This window comes from Pseudomonas bubulae (assembly GCF_037023725.1).
GTDB lineage: Bacteria > Pseudomonadota > Gammaproteobacteria > Pseudomonadales > Pseudomonadaceae > Aquipseudomonas > Aquipseudomonas bubulae.
In genome coordinates this window covers 1,108,759-1,132,880 of sequence record NZ_CP146077.1, presented here as the reverse complement: position 1 = coordinate 1,132,880, position 24,122 = coordinate 1,108,759, and the positions used below count along the sequence as shown (strand labels likewise).

General features: G+C 60.2%; 19 protein-coding genes. 9 read left to right on the top strand and 10 right to left on the bottom strand.

Translation table 11 applies throughout. The annotated features are described in order from the left end of the window. Nucleotides 1-79: 79 nt before the first annotated feature. Nucleotides 80-1,363, bottom strand: coding sequence for an aspartate aminotransferase family protein (locus V6L81_RS05230; protein ID WP_095023266.1), 1,284 nt, complete (start codon nucleotides 1,361-1,363; stop codon nucleotides 80-82). A 217-nt stretch (nucleotides 1,364-1,580) separates the two neighbouring features. Between V6L81_RS05230 and V6L81_RS05225 the strand changes: the two genes are divergently transcribed. After that, nucleotides 1,581-2,480 carry a LysR family transcriptional regulator gene (locus tag V6L81_RS05225; protein ID WP_094999915.1) on the top strand — a complete coding sequence of 300 codons (900 nt, stop codon included), beginning with the start codon at nucleotides 1,581-1,583 and terminating at the stop codon, nucleotides 2,478-2,480. A 343-nt stretch (nucleotides 2,481-2,823) separates the two neighbouring features. Here the strand turns inward: V6L81_RS05225 and V6L81_RS05220 are convergent, their stop codons facing one another. The 7 genes from V6L81_RS05220 to bioB all read right to left on the bottom strand — a co-directional run bounded on the left by V6L81_RS05220 (nucleotide 2,824) and on the right by bioB (nucleotide 11,495). Then, nucleotides 2,824-4,602, bottom strand: a complete 1,779-nt coding sequence (locus V6L81_RS05220) for an acyl-CoA dehydrogenase C-terminal domain-containing protein (RefSeq protein ID WP_338660521.1) — start codon at nucleotides 4,600-4,602, stop codon at nucleotides 2,824-2,826. A 253-nt stretch (nucleotides 4,603-4,855) separates the two neighbouring features. Beyond that, nucleotides 4,856-6,661, bottom strand: coding sequence for a phenylacyl-CoA dehydrogenase (locus V6L81_RS05215; RefSeq protein WP_094999913.1), 1,806 nt, complete (start codon nucleotides 6,659-6,661; stop codon nucleotides 4,856-4,858). Between the two features lie 265 nt (nucleotides 6,662-6,926). Next, nucleotides 6,927-7,607: a dethiobiotin synthase gene (bioD, locus tag V6L81_RS05210; RefSeq protein ID WP_094999912.1), complete on the bottom strand. Its 681-nt coding sequence runs from the start codon at nucleotides 7,605-7,607 to the stop codon at nucleotides 6,927-6,929. Then, on the bottom strand, nucleotides 7,604-8,416 hold the full coding sequence (gene bioC / locus V6L81_RS05205) for a malonyl-ACP O-methyltransferase BioC (RefSeq protein WP_095019487.1): 813 nt from the start codon (nucleotides 8,414-8,416) through the stop codon (nucleotides 7,604-7,606). Before bioC ends, bioD begins: the two co-directional genes overlap by 4 nt. Next, nucleotides 8,409-9,140 (bottom strand): alpha/beta fold hydrolase, encoded by a 732-nt coding sequence (locus tag V6L81_RS05200; RefSeq protein ID WP_094999910.1) that lies wholly within the window; start codon nucleotides 9,138-9,140, stop codon nucleotides 8,409-8,411. The genes bioC and V6L81_RS05200 overlap by 8 nt, the downstream gene beginning before the upstream one ends. Then, nucleotides 9,133-10,305 carry an 8-amino-7-oxononanoate synthase gene (bioF, locus tag V6L81_RS05195; RefSeq protein ID WP_338660520.1) on the bottom strand — a complete coding sequence of 391 codons (1,173 nt, stop codon included), beginning with the start codon at nucleotides 10,303-10,305 and terminating at the stop codon, nucleotides 9,133-9,135. The genes V6L81_RS05200 and bioF overlap by 8 nt, the downstream gene beginning before the upstream one ends. 134 nt (nucleotides 10,306-10,439) lie before the next feature. Beyond that, nucleotides 10,440-11,495, bottom strand: coding sequence for a biotin synthase BioB (gene bioB, locus V6L81_RS05190; protein WP_094999908.1), 1,056 nt, complete (start codon nucleotides 11,493-11,495; stop codon nucleotides 10,440-10,442). Nucleotides 11,496-11,582: 87 nt separating this feature from the next. Between bioB and V6L81_RS05185 the strand changes: the two genes are divergently transcribed. From V6L81_RS05185 to rarD, 5 genes are all read left to right on the top strand, one after another. Continuing rightward, a complete protein-coding gene (locus V6L81_RS05185) occupies nucleotides 11,583-12,323 on the top strand; it encodes a ComF family protein (RefSeq protein WP_130872142.1) in 741 nt (246 codons plus the stop codon). A 57-nt stretch (nucleotides 12,324-12,380) separates the two neighbouring features. After that, nucleotides 12,381-13,145, top strand: coding sequence for a TOBE domain-containing protein (locus V6L81_RS05180; RefSeq protein ID WP_095019484.1), 765 nt, complete (start codon nucleotides 12,381-12,383; stop codon nucleotides 13,143-13,145). Nucleotides 13,146-13,327: 182 nt separating this feature from the next. After that, the gene (locus V6L81_RS05175; RefSeq protein WP_094999905.1) at nucleotides 13,328-15,229 is read left to right on the top strand and encodes a PhoX family phosphatase; all 1,902 of its coding nucleotides are present in this window, start codon (nucleotides 13,328-13,330) and stop codon (nucleotides 15,227-15,229) included. 178 nt (nucleotides 15,230-15,407) lie between these two features. Beyond that, nucleotides 15,408-16,382, top strand: coding sequence for a serine/threonine protein kinase (locus V6L81_RS05170; protein WP_094999904.1), 975 nt, complete (start codon nucleotides 15,408-15,410; stop codon nucleotides 16,380-16,382). 236 nt (nucleotides 16,383-16,618) lie between these two features. After that, a complete protein-coding gene (rarD, locus tag V6L81_RS05165) occupies nucleotides 16,619-17,506 on the top strand; it encodes an EamA family transporter RarD (RefSeq protein ID WP_094999903.1) in 888 nt (295 codons plus the stop codon). 10 nt (nucleotides 17,507-17,516) lie between these two features. On the opposite strand, the gene V6L81_RS05160 is transcribed toward rarD, so the two are convergent. Further along, nucleotides 17,517-18,035 carry a glycine cleavage system protein R gene (locus V6L81_RS05160; RefSeq protein WP_016782481.1) on the bottom strand — a complete coding sequence of 173 codons (519 nt, stop codon included), beginning with the start codon at nucleotides 18,033-18,035 and terminating at the stop codon, nucleotides 17,517-17,519. Between the two features lie 427 nt (nucleotides 18,036-18,462). Between V6L81_RS05160 and V6L81_RS05155 the strand changes: the two genes are divergently transcribed. Continuing rightward, on the top strand, nucleotides 18,463-20,640 hold the full coding sequence (locus V6L81_RS05155; RefSeq protein WP_094999902.1) for a malate synthase G: 2,178 nt from the start codon (nucleotides 18,463-18,465) through the stop codon (nucleotides 20,638-20,640). Between the two features lie 64 nt (nucleotides 20,641-20,704). Here the strand turns inward: V6L81_RS05155 and V6L81_RS05150 are convergent, their stop codons facing one another. After that, nucleotides 20,705-21,145, bottom strand: a complete 441-nt coding sequence (locus V6L81_RS05150) for a response regulator (RefSeq protein WP_094999901.1) — start codon at nucleotides 21,143-21,145, stop codon at nucleotides 20,705-20,707. Nucleotides 21,146-21,439: 294 nt separating this feature from the next. Here V6L81_RS05150 and V6L81_RS05145 point away from each other — a divergent pair, with 294 nt between their 5' ends. Both V6L81_RS05145 and V6L81_RS05140 read left to right on the top strand, forming a co-directional pair. After that, complete coding sequence (locus V6L81_RS05145) at nucleotides 21,440-23,374, top strand: putative nucleotidyltransferase substrate binding domain-containing protein (protein ID WP_338660519.1); 1,935 nt, start codon at nucleotides 21,440-21,442, stop codon at nucleotides 23,372-23,374. Then, complete coding sequence (locus tag V6L81_RS05140) at nucleotides 23,371-24,081, top strand: PolC-type DNA polymerase III (RefSeq protein ID WP_094999899.1); 711 nt, start codon at nucleotides 23,371-23,373, stop codon at nucleotides 24,079-24,081. The genes V6L81_RS05145 and V6L81_RS05140 overlap by 4 nt, the downstream gene beginning before the upstream one ends. The last annotated feature ends 41 nt before the right edge of the window (nucleotides 24,082-24,122 follow it).

The window sequence follows — 24,122 nt, the reverse complement described above, 5'->3', positions numbered from 1 at the left end:
CCCCGTACCGAAGAAATCAGGCACGGGGCGATGCGTTATACCGCGAGACGGTTCTTTAAATTCTGTGTAACGGCTGCAATCAGACGGCAACCCCGCGACGGCACTGCAATTGCGCCGTTCGAACCCGGGAAAACGCCCGGGCCAGACGCAGCAGCATTTCATCGATATTGCCCTTGCTCACACACAGGGCCGGGGTAAAACGCAGGCAGTCGGGCTGCGGGGCGCTGATCAGCAAGCCCTCATACAACGCCGCCTTGACCACAGCGTCTGCCGAGTTATCCGACAAGGTCAGACCCCAAAGCAGACCCTGGCCGCGCAATTCGCCCTGTGCATAACTATTCGCCAACCGGCCCAAACCCTCGCGCAGGTGTTGCCCCGCGTCGCGAACCTGCTGCAGAAAGCCCTTGTCCAGCACGGTATCCAGCACCGCCAACCCCGCTGCGCTCATCAAGGCATTGCCATGATGGGTACCGCCCAGCTCGCCGGGCTCCAGGCAACAGGCCTTGCCCCGAGCCAGCAATGCGGCCACTGGTACACCGCCGCCCAGGCCCTTGCCTAACGTAATGATGTCGGCGCGAATGGCGTAATTCTGTTCTGCCAGCAAGGTGCCGCAACGCCCCACGCCGGTCTGCACTTCATCCAGGATCAGCAAAATGCCCAGCTCGCGACACAAGCGCTCAACACCCTTGAGGTAGTGCTCAGTCGCAGGAATCACCCCGGCTTCGCTTTGTACCGGCTCCAGCATGATGGCCACGGTCTGCGCATCGACTGCCGCATGCAGCGCCGGCAAATCGTTGAACGGCACATTGATAAAACCCGGCAACTGTGGCTCGAAGCGGTTATCCACAGATGCGCTGCCCGAAGCCGACATCGCGCCAAAGCTGCGACCGTGGCAGCTGCGGCTGGCCGTGATGATCCGATGGGCGCCACCGCGATGCAGCTGGCCCCATTTGCGTGCCAGCTTGATCGCACCTTCATTGGCCTCAGCGCCGGTGTTGAGCAAATGCACCTGATCACTACCGGTGCTTTCACACAAGCGCTGCGCCAGGTTCAACATCCCGCGGTTTAGAAAACCTGCACCCGGGTTTAGCAATGATTGCGCCTGCTCGGTCATTGCCTTGACCAGCACCGCCGGGCTGTGGCCCAGGCTGTTGGCCGCACTGCCCTGGGTAAAATCCAGATATGCACGGCTGTCGCTGTCCCACATCCATGAGCCCTGGCCGCGCACAAACACTTGGGCTTCACGCTCAACGCAGGGCATCAGGCAGTCTCGGGACGGGTGGTTGCCAGCTTTGGATGGCGCAGAGTGGGCGGCCATTTCTTCGAGGCTGGGGGAATGGCGACGCAGGTTAAACAGGTTCATGCACGCGGACCTTGTGACCATAAACAGATTCGATTTGCAACCGCCGACGCTTCATGGGAAAGGTAAACCTCTGCTCGGGTTTATTGTCCTGCCTATGTAAAACGCCGTTGCCTATCAGCATCTCTGGCTCGATGAGCCTTGTGGAATGGGCGTAGACTAGGCGCCGGCAGGCCGTTGAGCCATTTCGTTTTTTAAGCATTTTCGATAAGTATTACTTATGGATTTCAAGCAACTGCGTTATTTCGTCGCGGTCTATGAAGAAGGCCATGTGGGCCGTGCCGCCGAGCGGCTTTGCATCTCGCAGCCAGCCCTCTCCCAGCAGATCCGTCAGCTCGAACACAACCTTGATGTGAGCCTGTTCGAGCGCAGCAGCAAGCGCCTGCTGCCTACTTTGGCAGCACACACGCTGTACAACCACGCGCTGCCCTTGCTCGACGGATTGCAGCGGGCCAAAGAGGCTCTGCACAACTTTCAGGGCCAGGCCCTGCGCACCATTGCCATCGGTGTATTGCAAACTGTGCATACCAGCCTGGTGCCGCAGATGCTGGAGCGTGTACGTCAGGCCCAACCCCATTTGGTGGTACAGATCTACGAGCTCACGGGCATAGAGATCGAACGGCGCCTGCTGAATGGTTCACTCGACATTGGCATCAGTTACCTGCCGCCACGCCAGCCTGGGCTGCACGCCATGATGCTTTACGAAGACGAACTGCAACTGGTGATCCCGGCGGATCATCCATTGCGCGAATTCAAGAAAGTGTCCTTGAGCCAGGCGGCAGAGCTGCCAATGTTGCTGCTGGGGGAGGAGTTTCAGGTGCGCCAGATCTGGCAAGCCCAGCTTGCCAATCTGGGCCGTCGCCCGCAGGTGCAGGCCGAGCTCAACACCATGGCGGGGATCCTCGACAGCCTGCCCCATAGCAAGCTGGCCACTGTCTTGCCAGGGCGCTCGCGTCATCAACACGACGACAAGGCGCTGCTGTGGAAGCCGCTGAGCGAGCCACGGGTACCGCTGCAAGTGGGGCTGGTGTGTCGCGATGTGCAACGCCAGCAAGCCACTTTGGGACTGTTGCGCACGTTGCTTGAAGATGTGATGCAGGGCGATGAAGGGGCGCTGTAGCTGACCACCTTGTGGGAGCGGGCTTGCTCGCGATTCAGGCGACTCGGTGCTCCAGGAAGACCGTGGTGATGCGGTCGCGAGCAAGCCCGCTCCCACAGGAACTGGGAAATCGAGAAAATTCTGACGCACAAAAAAGAAAACCCCGCCGAGGCGGGGTTTTGCAGACTGTTTCCCTGACATCCTTTTCACTCCGCCATCCTGGCAGAATCCTACGTGTCCGTGTTGTTGCTTTGAGCTTCCTGCTCTACGTCCATGGAAAGTAGATTACCCCTGGATCCAATCTGCCGATATGGGAGATTGTCAGCATGTAATGTAAGCAAATGCTTACAAAACACTAAACAGGTTAAAAGTGTGCTTCGTCCAGCAGGTAAAGCGACTCGCTACCCGCCTTGACCGACGCGCTCAGCGAGTGGATACGCGGCAGCAAACGGGCGAAATAGAAGCGTGCCGTGCCCAGCTTGCTGGCATAGAAGGCTTCATCGGCCTCTTTACCCAACGCGGCCCTGGCCATCAACGCCCACATGTACGCATACGTTGTGTAACCAAAAACCTGCAGGTACTCAACGGAGGCTGCGCCGATCTCGTTCGGGTTGCTTTGCGAACGGTCCAGTACCCAGGCTGTCAACTGGTCAAGTGTGTCCAAAGCCGCCGCCAGTGGCTGGGTAAACTCGTTCAGGTCGCTGTTGGCGGTGGCGATGAACTGTCGGATTTCATCAGCAAACTGGCGGTAGTAAGCCCCGTGGTTGCCAACGATCTTGCGCCCCACCAGATCCAGCGCCTGGATACCGTTGGTGCCTTCGTAAATTTGCGTGATGCGCACATCACGCACCAGTTGCTCCTGGCCCCATTCGCGAATGTAACCGTGGCCGCCGAACACCTGTTGGCCATGCACGGTGGTTTCCAGGCCCAGATCGGTCAGGAAGGCCTTGGCCACCGGGGTCAGCAAGGCCACCAGGCCATCGGCGCGCTCACGGGCTGCCGGGTCTTCACTGAACTTGGCGATATCCAGCTGGTTGGCAACATAAGTAGAAAAGGCCCGACCGCCTTCGTTCGAGGCCTTCATGGTCAGCAGCATGCGTCGGACGTCGGCGTGAACGATGATCGGGTCCGCCACTTTATCCTTGGCCACTGCGCCTGTTGCAGCGCGCCCCTGCAAGCGATCGCGGGCATATTCCACGGCGTTCTGATACGAACGCTCACCCGAAGCCAGGCCTTGGATGCCAACGCCCAGACGCTCATAGTTCATCATGGTGAACATGGCGGCCAAGCCACGGTTGGGCTCTCCCACCAGGTAGCCGACAGCTTCATCGAAGTTCATCACACAGGTGGCCGAAGCCTGAATACCCATCTTGTGCTCGATAGAGCCGCAGGTCACCGGGTTGCGCTCACCCAGGCTGCCATCAGCATTGACCATGAACTTGGGCACCAGAAACAGCGAGATGCCTTTAGGCCCCGCAGGCGCGTCCGGCAATTTGGCCAGTACCAGATGGATAATGTTTTCGGTCAGGTCGTGCTCACCACCGGTGATGAAAATCTTGGTGCCGCTGACTTTGTAGGAACCATCAACCTGAGGCTCGGCTTTTGTCCGAATAATCCCCAGATCAGTACCCGCATGGGGCTCGGTCAAACACATGGAACCCGCCCACACACCCGAGTACATATTCGGCAAATAGGTCGTTTTCAATGCTTCGCTGGCGTGCGCGTTGATCGACACACAGGCGCCGGCGGTCAACATCGGGTACAGGCCGAACGACAAGCTGGAGGAGTTGATCATCTCTTCGACCTGGGCCGACACAGCCTTGGGCATGCCCATGCCGCCGAACTGCGGGTCGCCGCCCACACCCACCCAACCGCCTTCGGCGTAGGTGCGATAGGCATCGACAAAACCGGCCGGGGTGGTCACTGCACCATTGTCCCAGTGGCAGCCTTCCTCATCACCACTGCGGCTCAGCGGCGCGATGCTTTTCGCGGTGACCTTACCCGCTTCTTCGAGAATGGCTTCAACCGTTTCAGCATCTACGGTCTCTGCCAACGCAGGCAATTGCGCCCAGAGCTTGGCGACCTCAAAGACTTCATTGAGGACGAAGCGCATATCGCGCAGGGGCGCTTTGTAGTCAGCCATGGCAAACCTCGTAATCTGTAAACGGCGATTATTAATGTAGGACCCAGTCTAGCTTAACGACGATAGCGATACATAGGGTCATGCTGTGACTAATGTACATGTTTTGGTCGATAGCATATCTGATGTGGGAGCGAGCCTGCTCGCGAGGGCTTTCGCGAGCAGGCTCGCTCCCACAGAAAGTTAAGGCGCACCAAAACTAAAAAAGCCGCCTCCCCAAAAGGAGAAGCGGCTTTGCAAGATGACCCGCCGAGGCTTAGTAGCCCAGGTCGAAGTCTTCTTCTTTCATGTCCATCAGGTTGGCAGCGCCCGACAGCATGGTGGCAACGTGCGCGCGGGTGCGCGGCAGGATGCGCTGGAAGTAGAAGCGGGCCGTTTGCAGCTTGGCTTTGTAGAACGCTTCTTCGGACGTGCCGGCCGCCAGCTTTTCAGCTGCCAGGCGCGCCATGTCAGCCCAGAAGTAAGCCAGGCAGGCATAACCGGAGTACATCAGGTAGTCGACCGAGGCCGCACCCACTTCTTCACGGTCTTTCATCGCGGCCATACCGACCTTCATGGTCAGCTCGCCCCATTCCTTGTTCAGCGCAGCCAGTGGCGTGACGAACTCGTTGAGTACGTCGTTGCCTTCGTTGCTCTGGCAGAACTTGTGCACGATCTTGGTGAAGCCCTTGAGCGCCTCGCCCTGGGTCATCAGCACTTTACGGCCCAGCAGGTCGAGTGCCTGGATGCCGGTGGTGCCTTCGTACAGCATCGAAATGCGGCTGTCGCGAACGTTCTGCTCCATGCCCCACTCGGCGATAAAGCCGTGGCCGCCGTAGATTTGCACGCCGTGGTTGGCGGACTCAAAACCGACTTCAGTCATAAAGGCTTTGGCGATCGGTGTCATGAAGGCCAGCAGTGCGTCAGCTTTCTTCTTCTCTTCTTCATCAACGCCGTATTTGACGATGTCGACTTGCTTGGCGGTGAAGTACACCATCGCACGGTTGCCTTCGGCGAATGCCTTGGTGGTCAACAGCATGCGACGTACGTCCGGGTGAACGATGATCGGGTCAGCCGCCTTTTCAGGCGCCTTCGGGCCGGTCAACGAACGCATCTGCAGGCGGTCACGAGCGTATTTCAGGCCGCCCTGGAAGGCGATTTCAGCGTGGGACAGGCCTTGCAGCGCGGTGCCCAGACGTGCGGTGTTCATAAAGGTGAACATGCAGTTCAGGCCTTTGTTCGGCGGGCCGATCAGGTAGCCGGTGGCGCCGTCGAAGTTCATCACGCAGGTGGCGTTACCGTGAATGCCCATTTTGTGCTCAAGCGAGCCACAGGACACGGCGTTGCGCTCACCGATGCTGCCATCGGCGTTGGCGTTGAACTTGGGCACGATAAACAGCGAAATGCCTTTGGTGCCAGCCGGTGCATCCGGCAGGCGAGCCAGCACGATGTGCACGATGTTATCGGCCATATCGTGTTCACCGGCCGAGATAAAGATCTTGGTGCCGGAAATCTTGTAGGAACCGTCAGCCTGAGGTTCAGCCTTGGTGCGCAGCAGGCCCAGGTCAGTACCGCAGTGCGATTCGGTCAGGCACATGGTGCCGGTCCATTCGCCGGTCACCAGCTTGGTCAGGTAGGTCTCTTGCTGCTCGGGGGTGCCGTGCTCGGAGATGGTGTTCATCGCACCATGGGACAGGCCAGGGTACATGCCCCACGACCAGTTGGCTGCACCGACCATTTCGCTCACGGCCAGGCCCAGCGATTCCGGCAGGCCTTGACCACCGTGCTCTACGTCGTGAGCCAGGCTCGGCCAGCCGCCTTCAACGAATTGTTTGTAGGCTTCTTTGAAGCCTGTAGGGGTTTTAACCCCGGTTTCGCTCCAGGTGCAGCCTTCGATGTCACCCACGCGGTTCAGAGGTGCCAGCACCTGCTCACAAAACTTGGCGCCTTCTTCAAGAATGGCGTCAACCATATCTGGAGTGGCGTCCTGGCAAGCCGGCAGGCTCTGATAGTGCGCTTCGTAACCGAGCAGTTCGTCACGAACGAAGCGAATATCACGCAAGGGGGCCTTGTAGTCAGGCATAGCGATAAACCTCTGCTGATGAAACCGGGGATGAACAACCGCGTGGATTTGTTATGGCGGTCAAACAGGTGTTTGAAACATACGTTTACGCCTATTTATTGTCAAGCAGCGCGAAGCCGCCGTTCGTCTTGGGTCGGATTTGTCTGATCAAGGGAGGGGATATTTTTGGGGTGGGCTTGCTCGCGATACAGCCGGTTCGGACAGTCAGGCAGACCGAGGCGAGGCCATCGCGAGCAAGCCCGCTCCCACAGATTCAAGCGGTGTATCAGTCCAGCAAATCCAGTTGCAGGTATTCAGCCACGGACTGCGCCGACGCTGATTTGAGTTTAGGCACACGCCCAAGGCAAGGCGCGGGCAATCGCTCCGCCAGGGTGGCGAGGTTTTCTTCCAGGCGTGAGGTTTTCGGGCCAATGATATTGGCGACCCAGCCAGCCAGCTGCAGGCCATCACGGGCAATCGCCTCGGCGGTCAACAGTGCATGGCTGATACAGCCCAGACGCACGCCCACCACCAGGATTACCGGCAGGTCCAGCGCCTGTGCCAACTCCGACAAACTGTCCTGACCGGATAACGGCACGCGCCAGCCGCCGGCGCCTTCAATCAGGGTGAAGTCGGCCTTTTGACCCAGAATGTGCTGCATCGGCTCCAGCAGCGAGCGCACCGTCAGTACCACCCCGGCTTCACGCGCTGCGATATGCGGGGCGATGGCCGGCTCGAACGCCACCGGGTTGACCTCGTCATAACTCAACTTGATCGAGCTCTCGGCCATCAATGCCAGTGCGTCAGCATTGCGCAATCCCTGAGGAGTGACTTCACAACCCGAGGCAACCGGCTTGCCCGCGGCCGTACTCAGCCCGGCCGTGCGCGCGGCATACAGAAAACCTGCCGCCACCGTGGTTTTGCCTACATCTGTGTCCGTACCGGTGATGAAGTACGCTGGGCTCATCGCGCTTTCTCCAGAATGCCGTAGACCACCTGATAAGTCGCCGGTAACCCCAGCGGCTGACGAAACTGCTCGTAGGCGCCAACCAGCCCCTGAACCCGCGCCCTGCCGGTCAGCCCCTCAGGACGTCCCGGGTTGAGATTATGTGCACCGAGCGCTTTAAGCTCATGGGTCAGCTGGCGTACTTGCGGGTAGTGCAGCACATGCGGCTGATTCTGCAAGCCGAGCACCTGCAGACCGCTGTCGGCGCAAAGCTGCTGATAGGCCGTGAACTCACGAAAACGATTGACGTGAGCCTGGCCGTCGACTGCCCGCCAGCTATCACGCAGCTCATTCAAGGTGCCCACGCACAAACTGGTGAAGGCCAGGACCCCACCAGGTTTGAGCACACGCTGCGCCTCATTCAGCACCGCGCGAAAATCAGCACACCATTGCAGCGCCAGGCTGGAGAAAATCAGATCACAACTGTTTGCTTGCAGCGGCAGGCTTTCGGCATCGCCAGCGATAAAATGCTGTGCCCCGCCCAAAGGCCGGGCATACGCCAGCATGCCTTGGGCGATATCCAGTGCCACCCCCTGACTATGGGTAAAGCGCTGACCCAGCACGCGGCTGAAATAACCTGTGCCACTGCCCAGATCCAGCCAGCGCTGCGGGCTCAAATCCTGCGGTAAACGGGCCATCAGCTCATGGCCAACGTCACGCTGCAATTGGGCGACGCTGTCGTAACTGGCGGCCGCACGGGAAAACGAGACAGCCACTTGACGCTTGTTCGGCAAGCTGGCCGCAAGCATCGCAATACTCAAATCATTCATCGCCCGACTCGTGTAAAAAAGCCTGAATCGCCGCCGCCAGTTCGTGCGGGGCTTCCAGTAAAAATGCATGACAGGCCTGTTCAATCAGACCCACTTCGACATCGGGTAACAGCGCCAGCACATCACTTGCCGCCTGCTCCGGAACCAGGGCATCAAGCCCCGCAAACAGGTGCAATTGCGGCCCGTTGAAACGCTGCAAGGCTGCCCGCGTATCCAGCCTGCCGAGCAATTCAAGGCCGGCCGACAAGGCATCGGGCTGAGCATTGGGTGCGCCGGCCAGCAGCAGGCTGGCAAGCGCCCGCGGCTCATCCGAGCCCTGGCTGCAGAGCAGGCAAAAACGTTTGAGCGTGGTATTCGGCGCATCACCAAAACCGCTCAGGAACGGCTCGAACGTGGAGACAGGCATGGCGCCTGGCCAATCCGCGCGACTGACAAAGCTCGGGTTGCTGGCCAAGGTAACCAGCCCGCAGCAGCGATCGCCGCGACGCGCAGCCAGCTCGCTGGCAAGCATCCCGCCCAGCGACCATCCACCCAGCCAGACGTTGTCGGGCAGGGTCGCGTCGAGTTCATCGAGCCAGTCGTCAAGAGCGGTGGACAGCAGCACCGGTAGCGGTTCGATTTCGACCCGCAAGTGCTCGTCCAGCCCGCGCAAGGCCTCGGCCAGAGGCTCCAGAGGTGAAACCCCCAGGCCCCAGCCCGGCAGCAGAATCAAACGATCACGCATGAGCAGGCTCCAACGTACGCCAACAGTCGTCGAGTGCCGTTAACAATAGCTGTACCTGTGCTTCTGTGTGGGCGGCCGACAGTGTCACGCGCAAACGGGCGCTGCCTGCGGGGACAGTGGGCGGGCGAATTGCAGTCACCAGCAAGCCGCGTTCGCGCAGCCTCTGCGACAGGCGAATGGCTTGGCCACTGTCACCGATCATGATCGGCTGGATCGGCGTAAAGCTGTCCATCAACTGCAGGCCAATTTGCCCGGCACCAAGGCGAAACTGAGCAATCAACTTGTTCAGATGCTCACGGCGCCAATGCTCGGTGCGCAGCAGCTCAAGGCTTTTGAGCGTCGCACAGGCCAGCGCCGGAGGCTGGCTGGTGGTGTAGATGTAAGGTCGGGCGAACTGGATCAGGCTTTCGATCAGTTCTTCGCTGCCCGCGACAAATGCACCGCTGGTGCCAAATGCCTTGCCCAGCGTTCCGACCAGTACCGGCACATCGTCAGCACTCAGGCCAAAATGTTCGGCAATCCCGCCGCCATTGGCGCCCAACGGACCAAAACCGTGGGCATCGTCTACCATCAACCAGGCACCCTTGGCCCTGGTTTCACGGGCCAGAGCGGGGAGGTCGGCCAGATCGCCGTCCATGCTGAATACGCCATCGGTGACCACCAGCGTACTGCCGCTGGCTTTTTCCAGACGCTTGGCAAGGCTACTTGCATCGTTATGCAGGTAGCGGTTGAAGCGCGCCCCGCTCAACAAACCGGCATCCAGCAGGGAGGCATGGTTGAGGCGGTCTTCCAGCACCGTATCGCCTTGCCCGACCAACGCGGTGACGGCTCCCATGTTGGCCATGTATCCGTTACTGAACAGCAGCGCACGCGGGCGACCGGTGAACTCGGCCAGGGCCTCCTCCAGTGCGTGGTGCGGGGTGCTGTGACCGATGACCAGATGCGACGCACCGCCGCCTACGCCCCAGCGCGATGCTCCCGCTTGCCAGGCTTCAATCACTTGCGGGTGACTGGCCAGGCCCAGGTAGTCGTTATTGCAGAAGGCGAGCAGAGGCTTGCCATCGACCACCACCTGCGGCCCTTGCGGGCTTTCTAGCAGCGGGCGCTGGCGATACAGGTTATCGGCGCGGCGTGCGGCCAGCCGGGAGCGTAGATCGAATGACATGCTGACTATAATCCCTTGTAGCCGCTGGCGCAGGCTGCGATGGGCAGCGAAGCGGCCCCGGCTTCGGTATTGAAAGCGAAGGTCCTGCGGACCTTATCGCAGCCTGCGGCAACGACTACAGGCCTGCACGGTGGTTAAACCACAGCGTTATAGAACTGCTCGCTGGACTTCTGATCCCTAAGCGCGTGCTCTATCGCCGCCTGATGCACCTCGTCAGCGTGATCTTTACCCTCCTCCGGCAGAATGCCCAAACGGCTGAACAGCCGCATGTCCTTGTCTGCCTGCGGGTTGGCCGTGGTCAGCAGTTTGTCGCCGTAAAAGATAGAGTTGGCCCCGGCAAAGAACGCCAGCGCCTGCATTTGCTCGTTCATTGCCTCACGACCTGCGGACAGGCGTACATGGCTCAGAGGCATCATGATTCGCGCTACTGCCAGCATGCGGATGAAATCAAAGGGGTCGATGTCTTCGGCGTTCTCCATCGGCGTGCCGGCCACTTTCACCAGCATGTTGATGGGCACCGATTCCGGGTGCTCAGGCAGATTGGCCAGCTGGATCAGCAGGTTGGCGCGGTCGTCCAGCGACTCGCCCATGCCCAGGATGCCACCGGAGCAGATTTTCATCCCGCTGTCGCGCACGTAACTCAGGGTTTGCAGGCGTTCGCTGTAGGTCCGCGTGGTGATGATGCTGGTGTAGAACTCGGGCGAGGTGTCGAGGTTGTGGTTGTAGTAGTCGAGACCGGCATGGGCCAGTGCAGCGGTCTGCTCCTGATCAAGCTTGCCCAGGGTCATGCAGGTTTCCAGGCCCATGGCCTTCACCCCTTTGACCATTTCCAGCACGTAGGGCATGTCTTTGGCCGAAGGGTGCTTCCAGGCTGCGCCCATGCAAAAACGGGTGGCACCGATGTCCTTGGCCCGCTGTGCTTCTTCAAGCACCTTCTGCACCTGCATCAGCTTCTCTTTGGCCAGGCCGGTGTTGTAGTGGCCCGACTGCGGACAATATTTGCAATCTTCCGGGCAGGCCCCGGTCTTGATCGATAACAGCGTCGAAACTTGAACCCGGTTGGCATTGAAATGCTTGCGGTGAACGGTCTGCGCCTCGAAAAGCAGGTCGTTGAAAGGCTGGGTGAACATCGCCCGGACTTCGGCTAATGACCAATCATGTCGCAAGTTGGCAAGGCTGCTGGCGCTCATCGGCGTTTCTCTTGTTTATGCTTTGACTAGAACCCGAGGCAAAAAACCCAGGCACGGCACGGATATCGGCATGTTTAAGGATGTGACATGAACTGTCAACCACTATGGATTCGATTGGTTTACAATTGGTTAATAAACAACCAGTCATGTTTGTTGTGTGACGAGCGCGCCCGTACAGAGCAGGCCCTGTGCGTCGCCTGCGAACTGGAACTGCCCTGGCTGGGTGACCGCTGCCAGCGCTGCGCTTTGCCGCTGCCCATGGCGGGACTGGTTTGCGGCCATTGCATCAGACAGCCACCCGCCTTCGAACGAGTTCATGCACCTTGGGTGTATGGCTTTCCGATCGACAGCCTGATCGTGCGCTTCAAGCACCACAGCAAATGGCCCTACGGCCGCCTTTTGGCCGAAATTCTTGGGCAATCACTGCTTGATAGCTTCAACATGGGTGAACCTCGACCTGACGCCCTGCTGCCGGTACCCCTGTCCACCAAACGCCTGCGTGAGCGTGGCTATAACCAGGCCGGGATGCTGGGGGATTGGCTCGGCAAGCAGTTGTGCATCCCCTGCCAGCCGCACTGGCTGCTGCGTTCGCGGAACACCGCTGCGCAACAGGATCTGGACGCCAAAACCCGCAAACGCAACCTGCGCCACGCATTCAGCCTCGCGCCAGGGGTGCAGGTGAATGGCTTGCATCTGGCCCTGATCGATGACGTGCTGACCACCGGCGCCACGGCAGAAAGCCTGGCGCGCCTGTTGCTCAAGGGTGGGGCGCGGCGGGTCGATGTGTATTGCCTGGCGCGCACGCCAAAACCTGATGGGCTTGCTTGACGTCTCCCCGTGGAGCAGGCACTTTTCGGGCACTCCCCGTCTTGCGAACCTGTCTTCATGCACCTGCCTGCCCTGCTTGCCCAGCATATTGTCCACCGCCCGCAACGTATTGCCCTGTTGCAACACATCGCCGAGCAGGGCTCGATCACGGCTGCCGCCAAAAGTGCGGGCATCAGCTACAAGGCTGCGTGGGATGCCATCGATGAGCTGAACAACCTGGCGCAAACCCCCTTGGTGCAGCGCAGCATTGGCGGCAAGGGCGGAGGCGGCGCCCGGTTGTCCGTGGCCGGTGAGCGGGTGCTGCGCCTTTATCAGCGCTTGCAGGCGTTACAGGCTCAGGTGCTGGACGCCGCCGAAGACGCCCGGGATCTCGATCTGCTCGGCCGCCTGATGTTGCGTACCAGCGCCCGTAACCAGTTGCACGGTACCGTGATTGCCATCCACAGGCATGGTCACAACGATCTGATTGACCTTGAGTTGCCCGGTGGCCTGACCTTGCAGGCGCAAATCACCCACGACAGCACCCAGCACCTGGAACTGGTGATCAATAGCCCGGCGGTGGCGCTGATCAAAGCGGGCTGGCTGCAGTTGATCGACGTCGCACAAGTGCCCAGCCCCGAACACAATCACCTGCACGGGCAGATCCAACAGATCCTGCACATCGCCGACGGCCCCAGTGAAGTGCGCATCAGCCTGCCTGGCGGCCAGACGCTGTGTGCGCTGACCGAACCGCAACACCTTGAAACACTTGGACTGGCCGTGGGCAGTACGGCACAGGTGCAGTTTGCGCCGACGCTGGTGTTGCTGGGCACAGCGCTCTAAACCGCTGCCCTCACCCCACCCTTCTCCAGGAGGGAGAGGGAGCTGACCGCATGCGCCTTCACCCCCCCCTAAACCAGTCCCCTCTCCCTATGGGAGAGGGGGTTTTCAAACAAAAACTGAAACATCCCTGTCATACCCGCTGCTTATGGTGTCTGCCAAAACCGTTGCCAGACGAGCCAGCCATGAGCCTATTAGAAGAAAACCAATCCACCGACCTTGAGCAGATCATCGGCCTGAGCCGTCGGGGCTTTATCAGTGCGGGCGCCTTGTGTGGTGCGGCGATGTTCCTCGGCGGCGGCCTGCTTGGTCGCAGCGCCCTGGCGGCCGGGGTCAGCGCCGCCAACAGCAACCTGCTGGGGTTCGACAGCATCAACGCAGCCACCACCGACACCATCAGCCTGCCGCCCGGCTACCGTTCCTCGGTGCTCATCAGCTGGGGTCAGCCGTTGCAGGCCAAAGGCCCGGCGTTTGACCCTTCCGGTAAAGGCACCGCCAGCGAGCAGGAAGTGCAATTTGGCGACAACAATGACGGCATGAGCCTGTTCGCCTTCCCCGATGACCCGAACCGGGCCCTCATGGCGATCAACAACGAATACACCAACTACCGCTACCTCTACCCTCACGGTGGCTCACCCACTTCCCTTGAAGAAGTGCGCAAGGCCCTGGCCAGTGAAGGCGTGTCGGTGATCGAAATCCAGCGCAAGGGCGACAGCTGGCAGTTTGTTCAGGGCTCACCCTTTAACCGGCGCATCCACGGCAACACGCCGATCCGCCTCAGCGGTCCCGCGGCGGGCCACGAACTGCTGCGCACCCGGGCCGATGCCACCGGCAGCCGTGCCCTAGGCACGTTCCAGAACTGCGCCAACGGCAAAACCCCGTGGGGCACTTATCTGACGTGCGAAGAAAACTTCACTGATTGTTTCGGCAGCTCTGATGCCAAGCAAACCTTCGACACCGCGCAAAAGCGCTATGGTGCCGTGGCGGCCAGCAAGGATATCAACTGGCACCAACACGACCCGCGCTTCGACCTGGCACTCAACCCCAACGAACTCAACCGTCACGGCTGGGTAGTGGAAATCGACCCGTTCGACCCGCTTTCAACACCGGTCAAACGCACCGCCCTGGGCCGTTTCAAACACGAAAACGCCGCCCTGGCCGAAACCGGCGACGGTCGTGCCGTGGTCTATATGGGCGACGATGAACGCGGCGAGTTCATCTACAAATTTATCAGCCGCGACAAGATCGACCACCAGAACCCCAAGGCCAATCGCGACCTGCTCGACCACGGCACGCTTTATGTGGCGCGCTTTGACAATGGCGACAGCAACCCTGATCGCCCCAAGGGCCAGGGCCAGTGGCTTGAACTGAGTCACGGCAAAAACGGCATTGATGCCGACCATGGTTTCGCCAGCCAGGCCGATACCCTGATCCATGCCCGCCTGGCAGGCAGCACAGTCGGCGCCACACGCATGGACCGCCCGGAATGGATAGTGGTCAGCCCCAAAGACGGCCAGGTTTATTGCACCCTGACCAACAACGTCAAACGTGGCGAGGATGGACAACCGGCTGGCGGACCCAACCCGCGTGAGAAAAACGTCTACGGACAAATCCTGCGCTGGAACGCCCATAAGGGTGATCACGGCTCGGACACCTTTGACTGGGACCTGTTCGTGGTGGCCGGCAACCCGGCAGTGCACGGCAAAACGGCCAAAGGTGGCTCGGCCAACATTACCCCGCAAAACATGTTCAACAGCCCCGACGGCCTGGGTTTCGACGACGCAGGGCGCTTGTGGATCCTCACCGACGGCGACGCCAGCAACAGCGGCGACTTTGCCGGCATGGGCAATAACCAGATGCTCTGCGCCGACCCGGCCAGCGGTGAAATCCGCCGCTTCATGGTCGGGCCGATTGGCTGTGAAGTCACCGGCATCAGCTTCTCGCCCGACCACAAAACCCTGTTCGTTGGTATTCAGCACCCCGGCGAAAACGGCGGATCCACCTTCCCCGAGCATCTGCCCAACGGCAAACCGCGTTCTTCGGTCATGGCCATCAGCCGTGAAGACGGCGGTATCGTCGGCGCCTGACCCTTTCGGTGTGGGAGCGGGCTTGCTCGCGATCGGGTTGGTGCGATTTAACTGACAGACCGCAGCGCCTGCATCGTGAGCAAGCCCGCTCCCACAGCGGATTAAGTCGCCTTCCGGGCCCCGGTCTGCGCTAACATGCATGGCCGGACGCGGCAGCCTGCTGCGCGCAGGAGTCAGCATGTCTCATCCGTTTGCAACACTTACCCCTGATCTGGTGCTCGACGCCGTCGAGAGCATCGGTTTCCTGAGCGATGCCCGCGTGTTGGCGCTCAACAGCTACGAAAACCGCGTGTATCAGGTCGGCATCGAAGACTCGCAGCCGCTGATCGCCAAGTTCTATCGCCCTCAGCGCTGGACCAACGAAGCGATCCTCGAAGAGCACCGCTTCACCTTCGAACTGGCCGACTGCGAAGTCCCGGTCGTGGCCCCGATGATTCACAACGGCCAAAGCCTGTTCGAGCACCAGGGCTTTCGCTTTACCTTGTTCCCACGCCGTGGTGGCCGTGCGCCAGAGCCGGGAAACCTCGACCAGCTGTATCGTCTCGGGCAACTGCTCGGCCGCCTGCATGCCGTAGGCGCAACCAAGCCGTTCGAACACCGCGAAGCACTGGGCGTGAAAAACTTCGGTCACGACTCGCTGACCACCCTGCTCGAAGGCAACTTCATACCGCGCAGCTTGCTCCCGGCCTACGAGTCCGTCGCCCGCGACCTGCTCAAGCGCGTTGAAGACGTCTACGCCGCCACCCCGCACACCAACATCCGCATGCATGGCGATTGCCACCCCGGCAACATGATGTGCCGCGACGAAGTGTTCCATATCGTCGACCTCGATGACTGCCGCATGGGCCCTGCGGTGCAGGATTTGTGGATGATGCTGGCCGGTGATCGCCAGGAATGCCTGGGCCAGCTGTCAGAGTTAATGGACGGCTACAGCGAATTCCATGACTTCAACCCCCGCGAACTAGCGTTGATCGAGCCGCTGCGCGCTTTGCGCCTGATGCACTACAGTGCCTGGCTGGCGCGACGCTGGGACGACCCGGCCTTCCCCCACAGCTTCCCGTGGTTTGGTACCGAACGCTACTGGGGCGACCAGATCCTGGCATTGCGTGAACAGCTTTCAGCACTCAATGAGGAGCCGCTGAAACTGTTCTGACGCCATGTATGTGGCTCTTGCAGGAGCGGGCTTGCTCGCGATTGGCTCGATGCGGTTTAACTGTCAGACCGCAGCGCCCGCATCGCGAGCAAGCCCGCTCCCACAGAAAATCCGGGACCGCTGCTGGTGCAAAAACAACTGTCTGCCTTGCAAATCTCCTGCACGACACGCCTGCAAAACCTGCTTACAATCCTGACTTCTTCCGTGTCTGTTAGTTGCCTAAGCAAGGATTCTGCATGCAAGCCGCCAACCCGCGCCGCGGGTATATTTTAGGCCTCACGGCCTATGTCATCTGGGGCATTTTCCCGCTCTACTTCAAACTGCTGGCCAGCGTTCCGGCGGCCGAAATCATCGTCAACCGGGTGCTTTGGTCGGCCTTGTTCGGCTCGTTGCTGCTGCTGGTGTGGAAGCACCCCGGCTGGTGGCAGGAACTGCGCGACAACCCCAAACGCCTGGGCGTGCTGACCATCAGCGGCCTGCTGATTGCCGCCAACTGGCTGACCTATGTGTGGGCCGTAAATAACGACCGCATGGTCGAAGCCAGCCTGGGCTATTACATCAACCCGCTGGTAAACGTATTGCTCGGCATGTTGCTGCTGGGCGAACGCCTGCGCCGCTTGCAGTGGATTGCCGTAGGCCTGGCAGCTGCGGGCGTGGCACAACAAGTGTGGCAAGTGGGCAGCCTGCCGTGGGTATCGCTGGTGCTGGCACTGACGTTTGGCTTTTACGGGCTGATTCGCAAGCAAGCACCGGTCAAGGCGCTACCGGGGCTGGTGGTAGAAACCTGGATCCTGGTCCCGGTTGCCATCGGCTGGCTGTTGCTGCATCCGGAAGCCAACAGCGCCCACGTTGACTTCTGGAGTACCTCAGAGGCCTGGCTGCTGGTATTTGCCGGCCCGGCCACGCTGATACCCCTGGTCAGTTTCAACGCCGCCGCACGACATCTGCCCTACACGACCCTGGGCTTTATGCAGTACATCGCGCCGACGCTGGTGCTGATCCTGGCGGTCTGGGTGTATGGCGAACACCTGTCCGAAAGCACCTTGATCGCCTTTGCGTTTATCTGGGCCGGGCTGGTGGTGTACAGCCTCGATGCCTGGTTCAGCCTGCGCCAGCGCAGCTGAACCGGCGCAGTTACTCTTCGGTGCTGAACTTGAGGTCTACCAGCAGTTCATCGGCCAGGGTTTCCAGACGCTTTTGCAGCACATCCAGCGACAAGGTCAGGGGCACAGCCAGAATGGCCTCGGCATGAAACAGCGGCTCGTTGCTCATGGGCGCGGGCCGCACATCGGTCACCAGCCGCTCCAGGCTCACCCCCTGCTCCGTCAGCACCCGGGTGATATCGCGCACAATGCCGGGGCGGTCGTTGCCCACCAGCTCCATGGCGATGGGCTTCCAGGTGCAGGACTGCTCGATCCCGCTTTCGGCGATCAATACCCGAATCCCTTCCTTGCCCAACCGCTGCAGCGCATCGACCAGCTCATCGTGGGCTTCGGCAGGCACGCCGACACGCAGGATCCCGGCAAATTGCCCGGCCATACGCGACATGCGACTCTCCAGCCAGTTACCTCCATGCTCGGCGATGCACTGGGCAATACGCTCGACCTGCCCGGCCTTGTCCTGGGCAAAGACAGTGATAACAAGATGATTCATGGCGGGACTCTCTTATTAGGGGGTCGATTGAGTATAGGCAACACCCTTCCCTGTGGGAGCGGGCTTGCTCGCGATGGTCTCGCCACGGTTTGCCTGACAGACCGCGTCGCCCGAATCACGAGCAAGCCTGCTCCACAGATGCCTTCAAAATCACAAATTGTGTACTGTTTTTAGAATTATCTGGAACAACCTGCCTGTTTCTTGAGAACATCCCGTTCTTCTGAGTGACCGTTTGCGTAAAAATGGTCGCAGAACGACGTGATCAGTCTGATTTTCACATCTGCAATTGATCATGTAGTATGCCTCGGCGACCACTACATAACTTGCAACATGGTCTGCCAAAGCGTCTGCAATCCCCGTACAAACCCGCTCTGGCGGTGTTTTGAGAAGCGCTCCAGGCTTTAAATAAAAATGAGTGAGGCAAGCAATGACTGAACACGTTCACGTCGGTGGCCTGCAGGTCGCCAAAGTCCTGTTCGACTTCGTCAACAACGAAGCTATCCCCGGTACCGGCCTCACCGCCGATCAGTTCTGGGCCGGTGCCGACAAGGTCATCAACGACCTGGCACCCAAGAACAAAGCACTGCTCGCCAAACGCGATGATTTGCAGGCGCGCATCGACGCCTGGCACCAGGCGCAGGCCGGCAAGGCCCATGACGCCGTGGCTTATAAGGCCTTCCTCCAGGATATCGGGTATCTGCAGCCAGAAGCTGCGGATTTCCAGGCAACGACGCAAAACGTCGATGACGAAATCGCCCGCATGGCCGGCCCGCAATTGGTGGTGCCGGTGATGAATGCGCGCTTTGCCCTCAACGCCTCTAACGCCCGATGGGGCTCGCTGTACGACGCGCTTTACGGCACCGACGCCATCAGCGAAGCCGACGGCGCCGAAAAGGGCAAAGGCTACAACAAGGTTCGCGGCGACAAGGTCATCGCCTTCGCCCGCGCCTTCCTCGACGAAGCTGCACCTCTGGCCAGCGGCTCCCACGTTGATTCCAGCGGCTACGCCATTGTTGACGGCGCCTTGCAGGTCACCCTCAAGGGCGGCGCCAGCACCGGCCTGCGCGACACCGCGCAGTTGATCGGTTACCACGGCACGGCCGCAGCGCCGACGGCCGTGCTGCTCAAGCACAACGGCCTGCATTTCGAAATCCAGGTCGACGCGGCCAGCCCCGTCGGCCAGACCGATGCTGCAGGCGTCAAAGACGTGCTGATGGAAGCCGCCCTGACCACCATCATGGACTGCGAAGACTCGGTCGCTGCGGTCGATGCCGATGACAAGGTGGTGATCTACCGCAACTGGCTCGGCCTGATGAAGGGTGACCTCAGCGAGCAAGTATCCAAGGGCGGCCAGACCTTTACCCGCACCATGAACCCGGATCGCGAGTACACCGCGCCAAACGGCGGCACCGTCAGCCTCCACGGCCGCTCGCTGTTGTTCGTGCGCAACGTCGGCCACCTGATGACCATCGATGCGATCCTCGACAAAGACGGCAACGAAGTGCCCGAAGGCATCCTCGACGGCCTGCTCACCAGCCTGGCGGCTATCCACAGCCTCAATGGCCAGACCACGCGCAGCAACAGCCGCACCGGCTCGGTGTATATCGTCAAGCCGAAGATGCACGGGGCTGAAGAAGCCGCGTTCACCAACGAGCTGTTCGGCCGCATCGAAGACGTGCTCAAGCTGCCACGCAACACGCTCAAGGTCGGAATCATGGACGAAGAGCGCCGTACCACGATCAACCTCAAGGCCTGCATCAAGGCCGCCAGCGAGCGTGTGGTGTTTATCAACACCGGCTTCCTGGACCGTACCGGCGACGAGATTCACACCTCGATGGAAGCCGGCCCGGTCGTACGCAAGGCCGATATGAAAGCCCAGAAGTGGATTTCGGCCTACGAAAACAACAACGTCGATGTCGGCTTGAGCACTGGCCTGCAAGGTCGTGCACAAATCGGTAAAGGCATGTGGGCCATGCCCGATCTGATGGCCGCCATGCTGGAGCAGAAAATCGCTCACCCGCTGGCCGGCGCCAACACTGCCTGGGTGCCGTCACCGACCGCCGCCGCCCTGCACGCGCTGCATTACCACAAGGTTGACGTGTTCGCCCGTCAGGCCGAACTGGCCAAGCGCGCTCCGGCTTCGGTGGACGACATCCTGACCATCCCGCTGGCGGTGAACCCGCAGTGGACCCCGGAACAGATCCAGAACGAACTGGACAACAACTCCCAGGGCATCCTGGGCTACGTTGTGCGCTGGATCGACCAGGGCGTGGGGTGCTCCAAGGTGCCGGACATCAACGACATCGGCCTGATGGAAGACCGTGCCACGCTGCGTATCTCCAGCCAGCACATCGCCAACTGGCTGCGTCACGGCATCGTCAACGAAGAGCAGGTCATGGCAAGCCTCAAGCGCATGGCACCGGTGGTTGACCGCCAGAACGCCAACGACGCGCTGTACCGTCCGCTGGCGCCGGACTTCGACAGCAATATCGCCTTCCAGGCGGCGGTCGAACTGGTCATCGAAGGCACCAAACAGCCTAACGGCTACACCGAGCCGGTACTGCACCGTCGTCGGCGCGAGTTCAAGGCCAGAAACGGCCTGTAACCCGCAGCAATAAAAAAAGCCCCGATCATTCGGGGCTTTTTTTTGACACGGTGGGAGACCAACCTTACATCCCCAACTCCTCACGGATCAGCTTGAGCAACCTGTCGGTATCAATCGGCTTGAGCAAAAAGTCCACCACGCTCAAATGCATGGCATCGATGGCATCCCGTACATTCGCATCCCCCGACATGATGATAACCGGCAAGGCCGCCCGCTCGGATTCACGCACTTTGCGGATCAGATGCAAGCCATCGTGGGGCAGCATGCGCAAATCGGTGAGCATCAGGTTGATCGGCTGGCCCGATGCCAATAGCGCCAGCGCTTCTTCTTCATTGCTGGCCTGGAGGCACTCAATGGCATTGAGTTCAAGAAACTCCGCCAACAACTCCCGAGCCAAAACATCATCTTCGACAATCAACACACATGACGAGACCGAAGCAGGTGTCTGCATGACCTCTTGTAAGGCCTCTCTTTCGGCGTCAGTCAAAATGTCGTGTTCGGTCATAGGCTTCTCGGAAGCTGACTTGCAGGCGAAATATCCTAATAGCGTAGTCGGTTATCCATTACTGGGTGTAAATGTGCGCTCACATTCCGGTATTTCCAAGCCTGCCAGCACAAGAAATATCTGAAACCAATGTGCGATGTTTTTAAAACAGCAGCACAACGCTGCCCCATAGACTTACGTCCAATGGGCACCCGCGCGCAGACCACCGAGCATGAGGGATAGAAATACACCTTGGGGCGATGCCCTGTCCGGTCATAACAACAACGGCTCACAACCAACGACGCGGTATCAGTAATGAGTAAATCGGATGCGTTTCTCCAGGCAGGGAAAACCGCGGTGTTGCAGAACATTCACGGCACCATGCAATTCTTGCAGCGATTCCCGCCCTTCAACCAAATGGAAAACACTCACCTGGCGTACCTGGTCGAGCAGTGCCAACTGCGCTTCTATGCCCCGGGCGAAAGCATCATCCGACCCACCGACGGGCCGGTGGAGCACTTCTATATCGTCAAGCAGGGCCGAGTGGTGGGCGAGCGCACCCACGCCGGTCGCGAAGAAGCCCAGACCACCTTCGAGATCACCGCCGGCGAATGCTTCCCCCTGGCCGCGCTGCTGGGCGAGCGCGCCACCCGCACCGAACACCGGGCCGCCGAAGATACGTTCTGCCTGCAACTGAACAAAACCGCGTTTATCAAACTGTTTGGCCTGTCCGACGAATTTCGCGACTTTGCCTTGCGCGGCGTCAGCAGCCTGCTGGACAAGGTCAATCAGCAGGTGCAGCAAAAAGCCGCTGAAACCCTCGGCACCCAGTACTCGCTCAACACCCGCCTGGGTGAACTGGCCATGCGTCATCCCGTGACCTGCGCGCCTCAGGTTGCACTGCGTGAAGCCGTGCGTCTGATGCACGAACAGCAGGTGGGCAGCATTGTGGTGGTCGACGAATTCAAGGTCCCGCTGGGGATTTTCACCCTGCGCGACCTGCGTCAGGTCGTTGCCAATGGCATTGAGGATTTCGACCAGGCCATCGACCTGCACATGACCCCCGGGCCGTTCTACCTGAGCCCCGATCACAGCGCTTTCGACGCTGCAATCGCCATGACCCAGCGGCATATTGCCCACGTGTGCCTGGTTAAAGATCAACGCCTGTGTGGGGTTGTTTCCGAGCGTGACCTGTTTTCGCTGCAACGGGTCGACCTGGTGCATCTGGCACGTACCATTCGCCATGCTCCACGGCTGGAAACCCTGATCAGCCTGCGCGGCGAAATCGGCCAGCTGGTTGAGCGCATGCTGGCCCACGGCGCATCTTCCACGCAAATCACCCATATCATCACCCAACTGAACGATCACACCGTCTGCCGGGTGATTGAACTGGTGCTGGCCGACAAGGGTGACCCCGGCGTGCCGTTTACCTGGCTGTGTTTTGGCAGCGAAGGACGGAGCGAACAAACCCTGCACACCGACCAGGACAACGGCATCCTGTTCGAGGCCAGGGACGCTGCCGAGGCCGCCGACATTCGCCAGCGCCTGCTGCCCATCGCCCAGCAGATCAACCAGCACCTGGCGGCCTGCGGCTTTACCCTGTGCAAGGGCAATATCATGGCCGGCAACCCCGACCTGTGCTTGTCCCGTACCGAATGGGCGCGGCGCTTTGCGGCGTTTATTCGTGAAGCGACCCCGGAAAATCTGCTGGCCTCCACCATCTACTTCGACCTGCGCGTGGTCTGGGGCGATGAACAGGGCTGCGCGCAACTACGTCGCGGCATCCTTGAGCAAGTGGCCGACAACCGCCTGTTCCAGCGCATGATGGCCGACAACGCCCTGCGTCACCGGCCACCGGTGGGGCGCTTTCGCGAGTTTGTGCTGGAGCGCAAAGGCAGTGACAAGGCCACCCTCGACCTCAAGGTGCAGGGCCTTACGCCCTTTGTCGACGGGGCTCGCTTGCTGGCACTGGCCAACGGTGTAGAAGCCAACAATACCCTTGAGCGCTTGCGCCAACTGGTTGCTCTCGACGTGATCGAACCGCTGGACGGCGGTGCCTACGAAGAGGCTTACCACTTTATCCAGCAAACCCGCATGCAGCAGCACCAGTTGCAAACCCGGGAAAATCGCCCGTACTCCAATCGCGTCGACCCGGACAACCTCAACCAGCTGGATCGCCGTATCCTGCGTGAAGCCCTGCGCCAGGCCCAGCGCCTGCAAAGCAGCCTGGCCCTGCGGTATCAGCTATGAGCCTGTTGTCCTGGCTGTTACCCCGCAAAAAACCGCTGCTAAGCCTTGAGCAACAGCAACGCCTGCTGCAATTGCCGTCCGCCACCGCCTTGAGCAATGTGCCATTGCGCAGTCAGCGTTGGGTGGTGGTAGACCTGGAAACCAGCGGTCTTAATCTCAACCGCGATCAAGTGTTGTCGATTGGCGCAGTAGTGATTGAAGACGGCGCCATTGACTTGAGCCAGGCCTTTGAGCGCACCCTGCTGCGCCCCGACCACCCCCTGAGCCCCAGCATGCTGCTGCATGAACTGGGACCTGCCGCCATTGCCGCCGGCAGCGACCCGGTGGATGCGCTGCTGGATTTCATGGACTTTGTCGGCGATAGCCCGGTACTGGCCTTCCATGCACCATTTGACCAGCACATGCTCACCCGAGCCCTCAAGGACAGCCTGGGCTATCGGTTGCAGCATCCGTTTATGGATGTGGCCGCACTGGCACCGATGCTCTGCCCGCAGTTCAACCCGCGCCAGGCAGGGCTTGATCACTGGATCAACCACTTCAACCTGCAGGTTGAAGACCGTCACAACGCCAGTGCAGACGCGCTGGCCACGGCCGAGCTGGCACTGATCCTGTTCAGCCGTGCCAGCGTCCAGGGCATCGACAGCCCCCTGGCCTTGCAACAGCGGCTTAACCAGTGGCAGCGACGCAAGCAGATTCACGGCTTTTAATCTGTGGGAGGGGTCTTGCTCGCGATTCATGCGACGCGGCT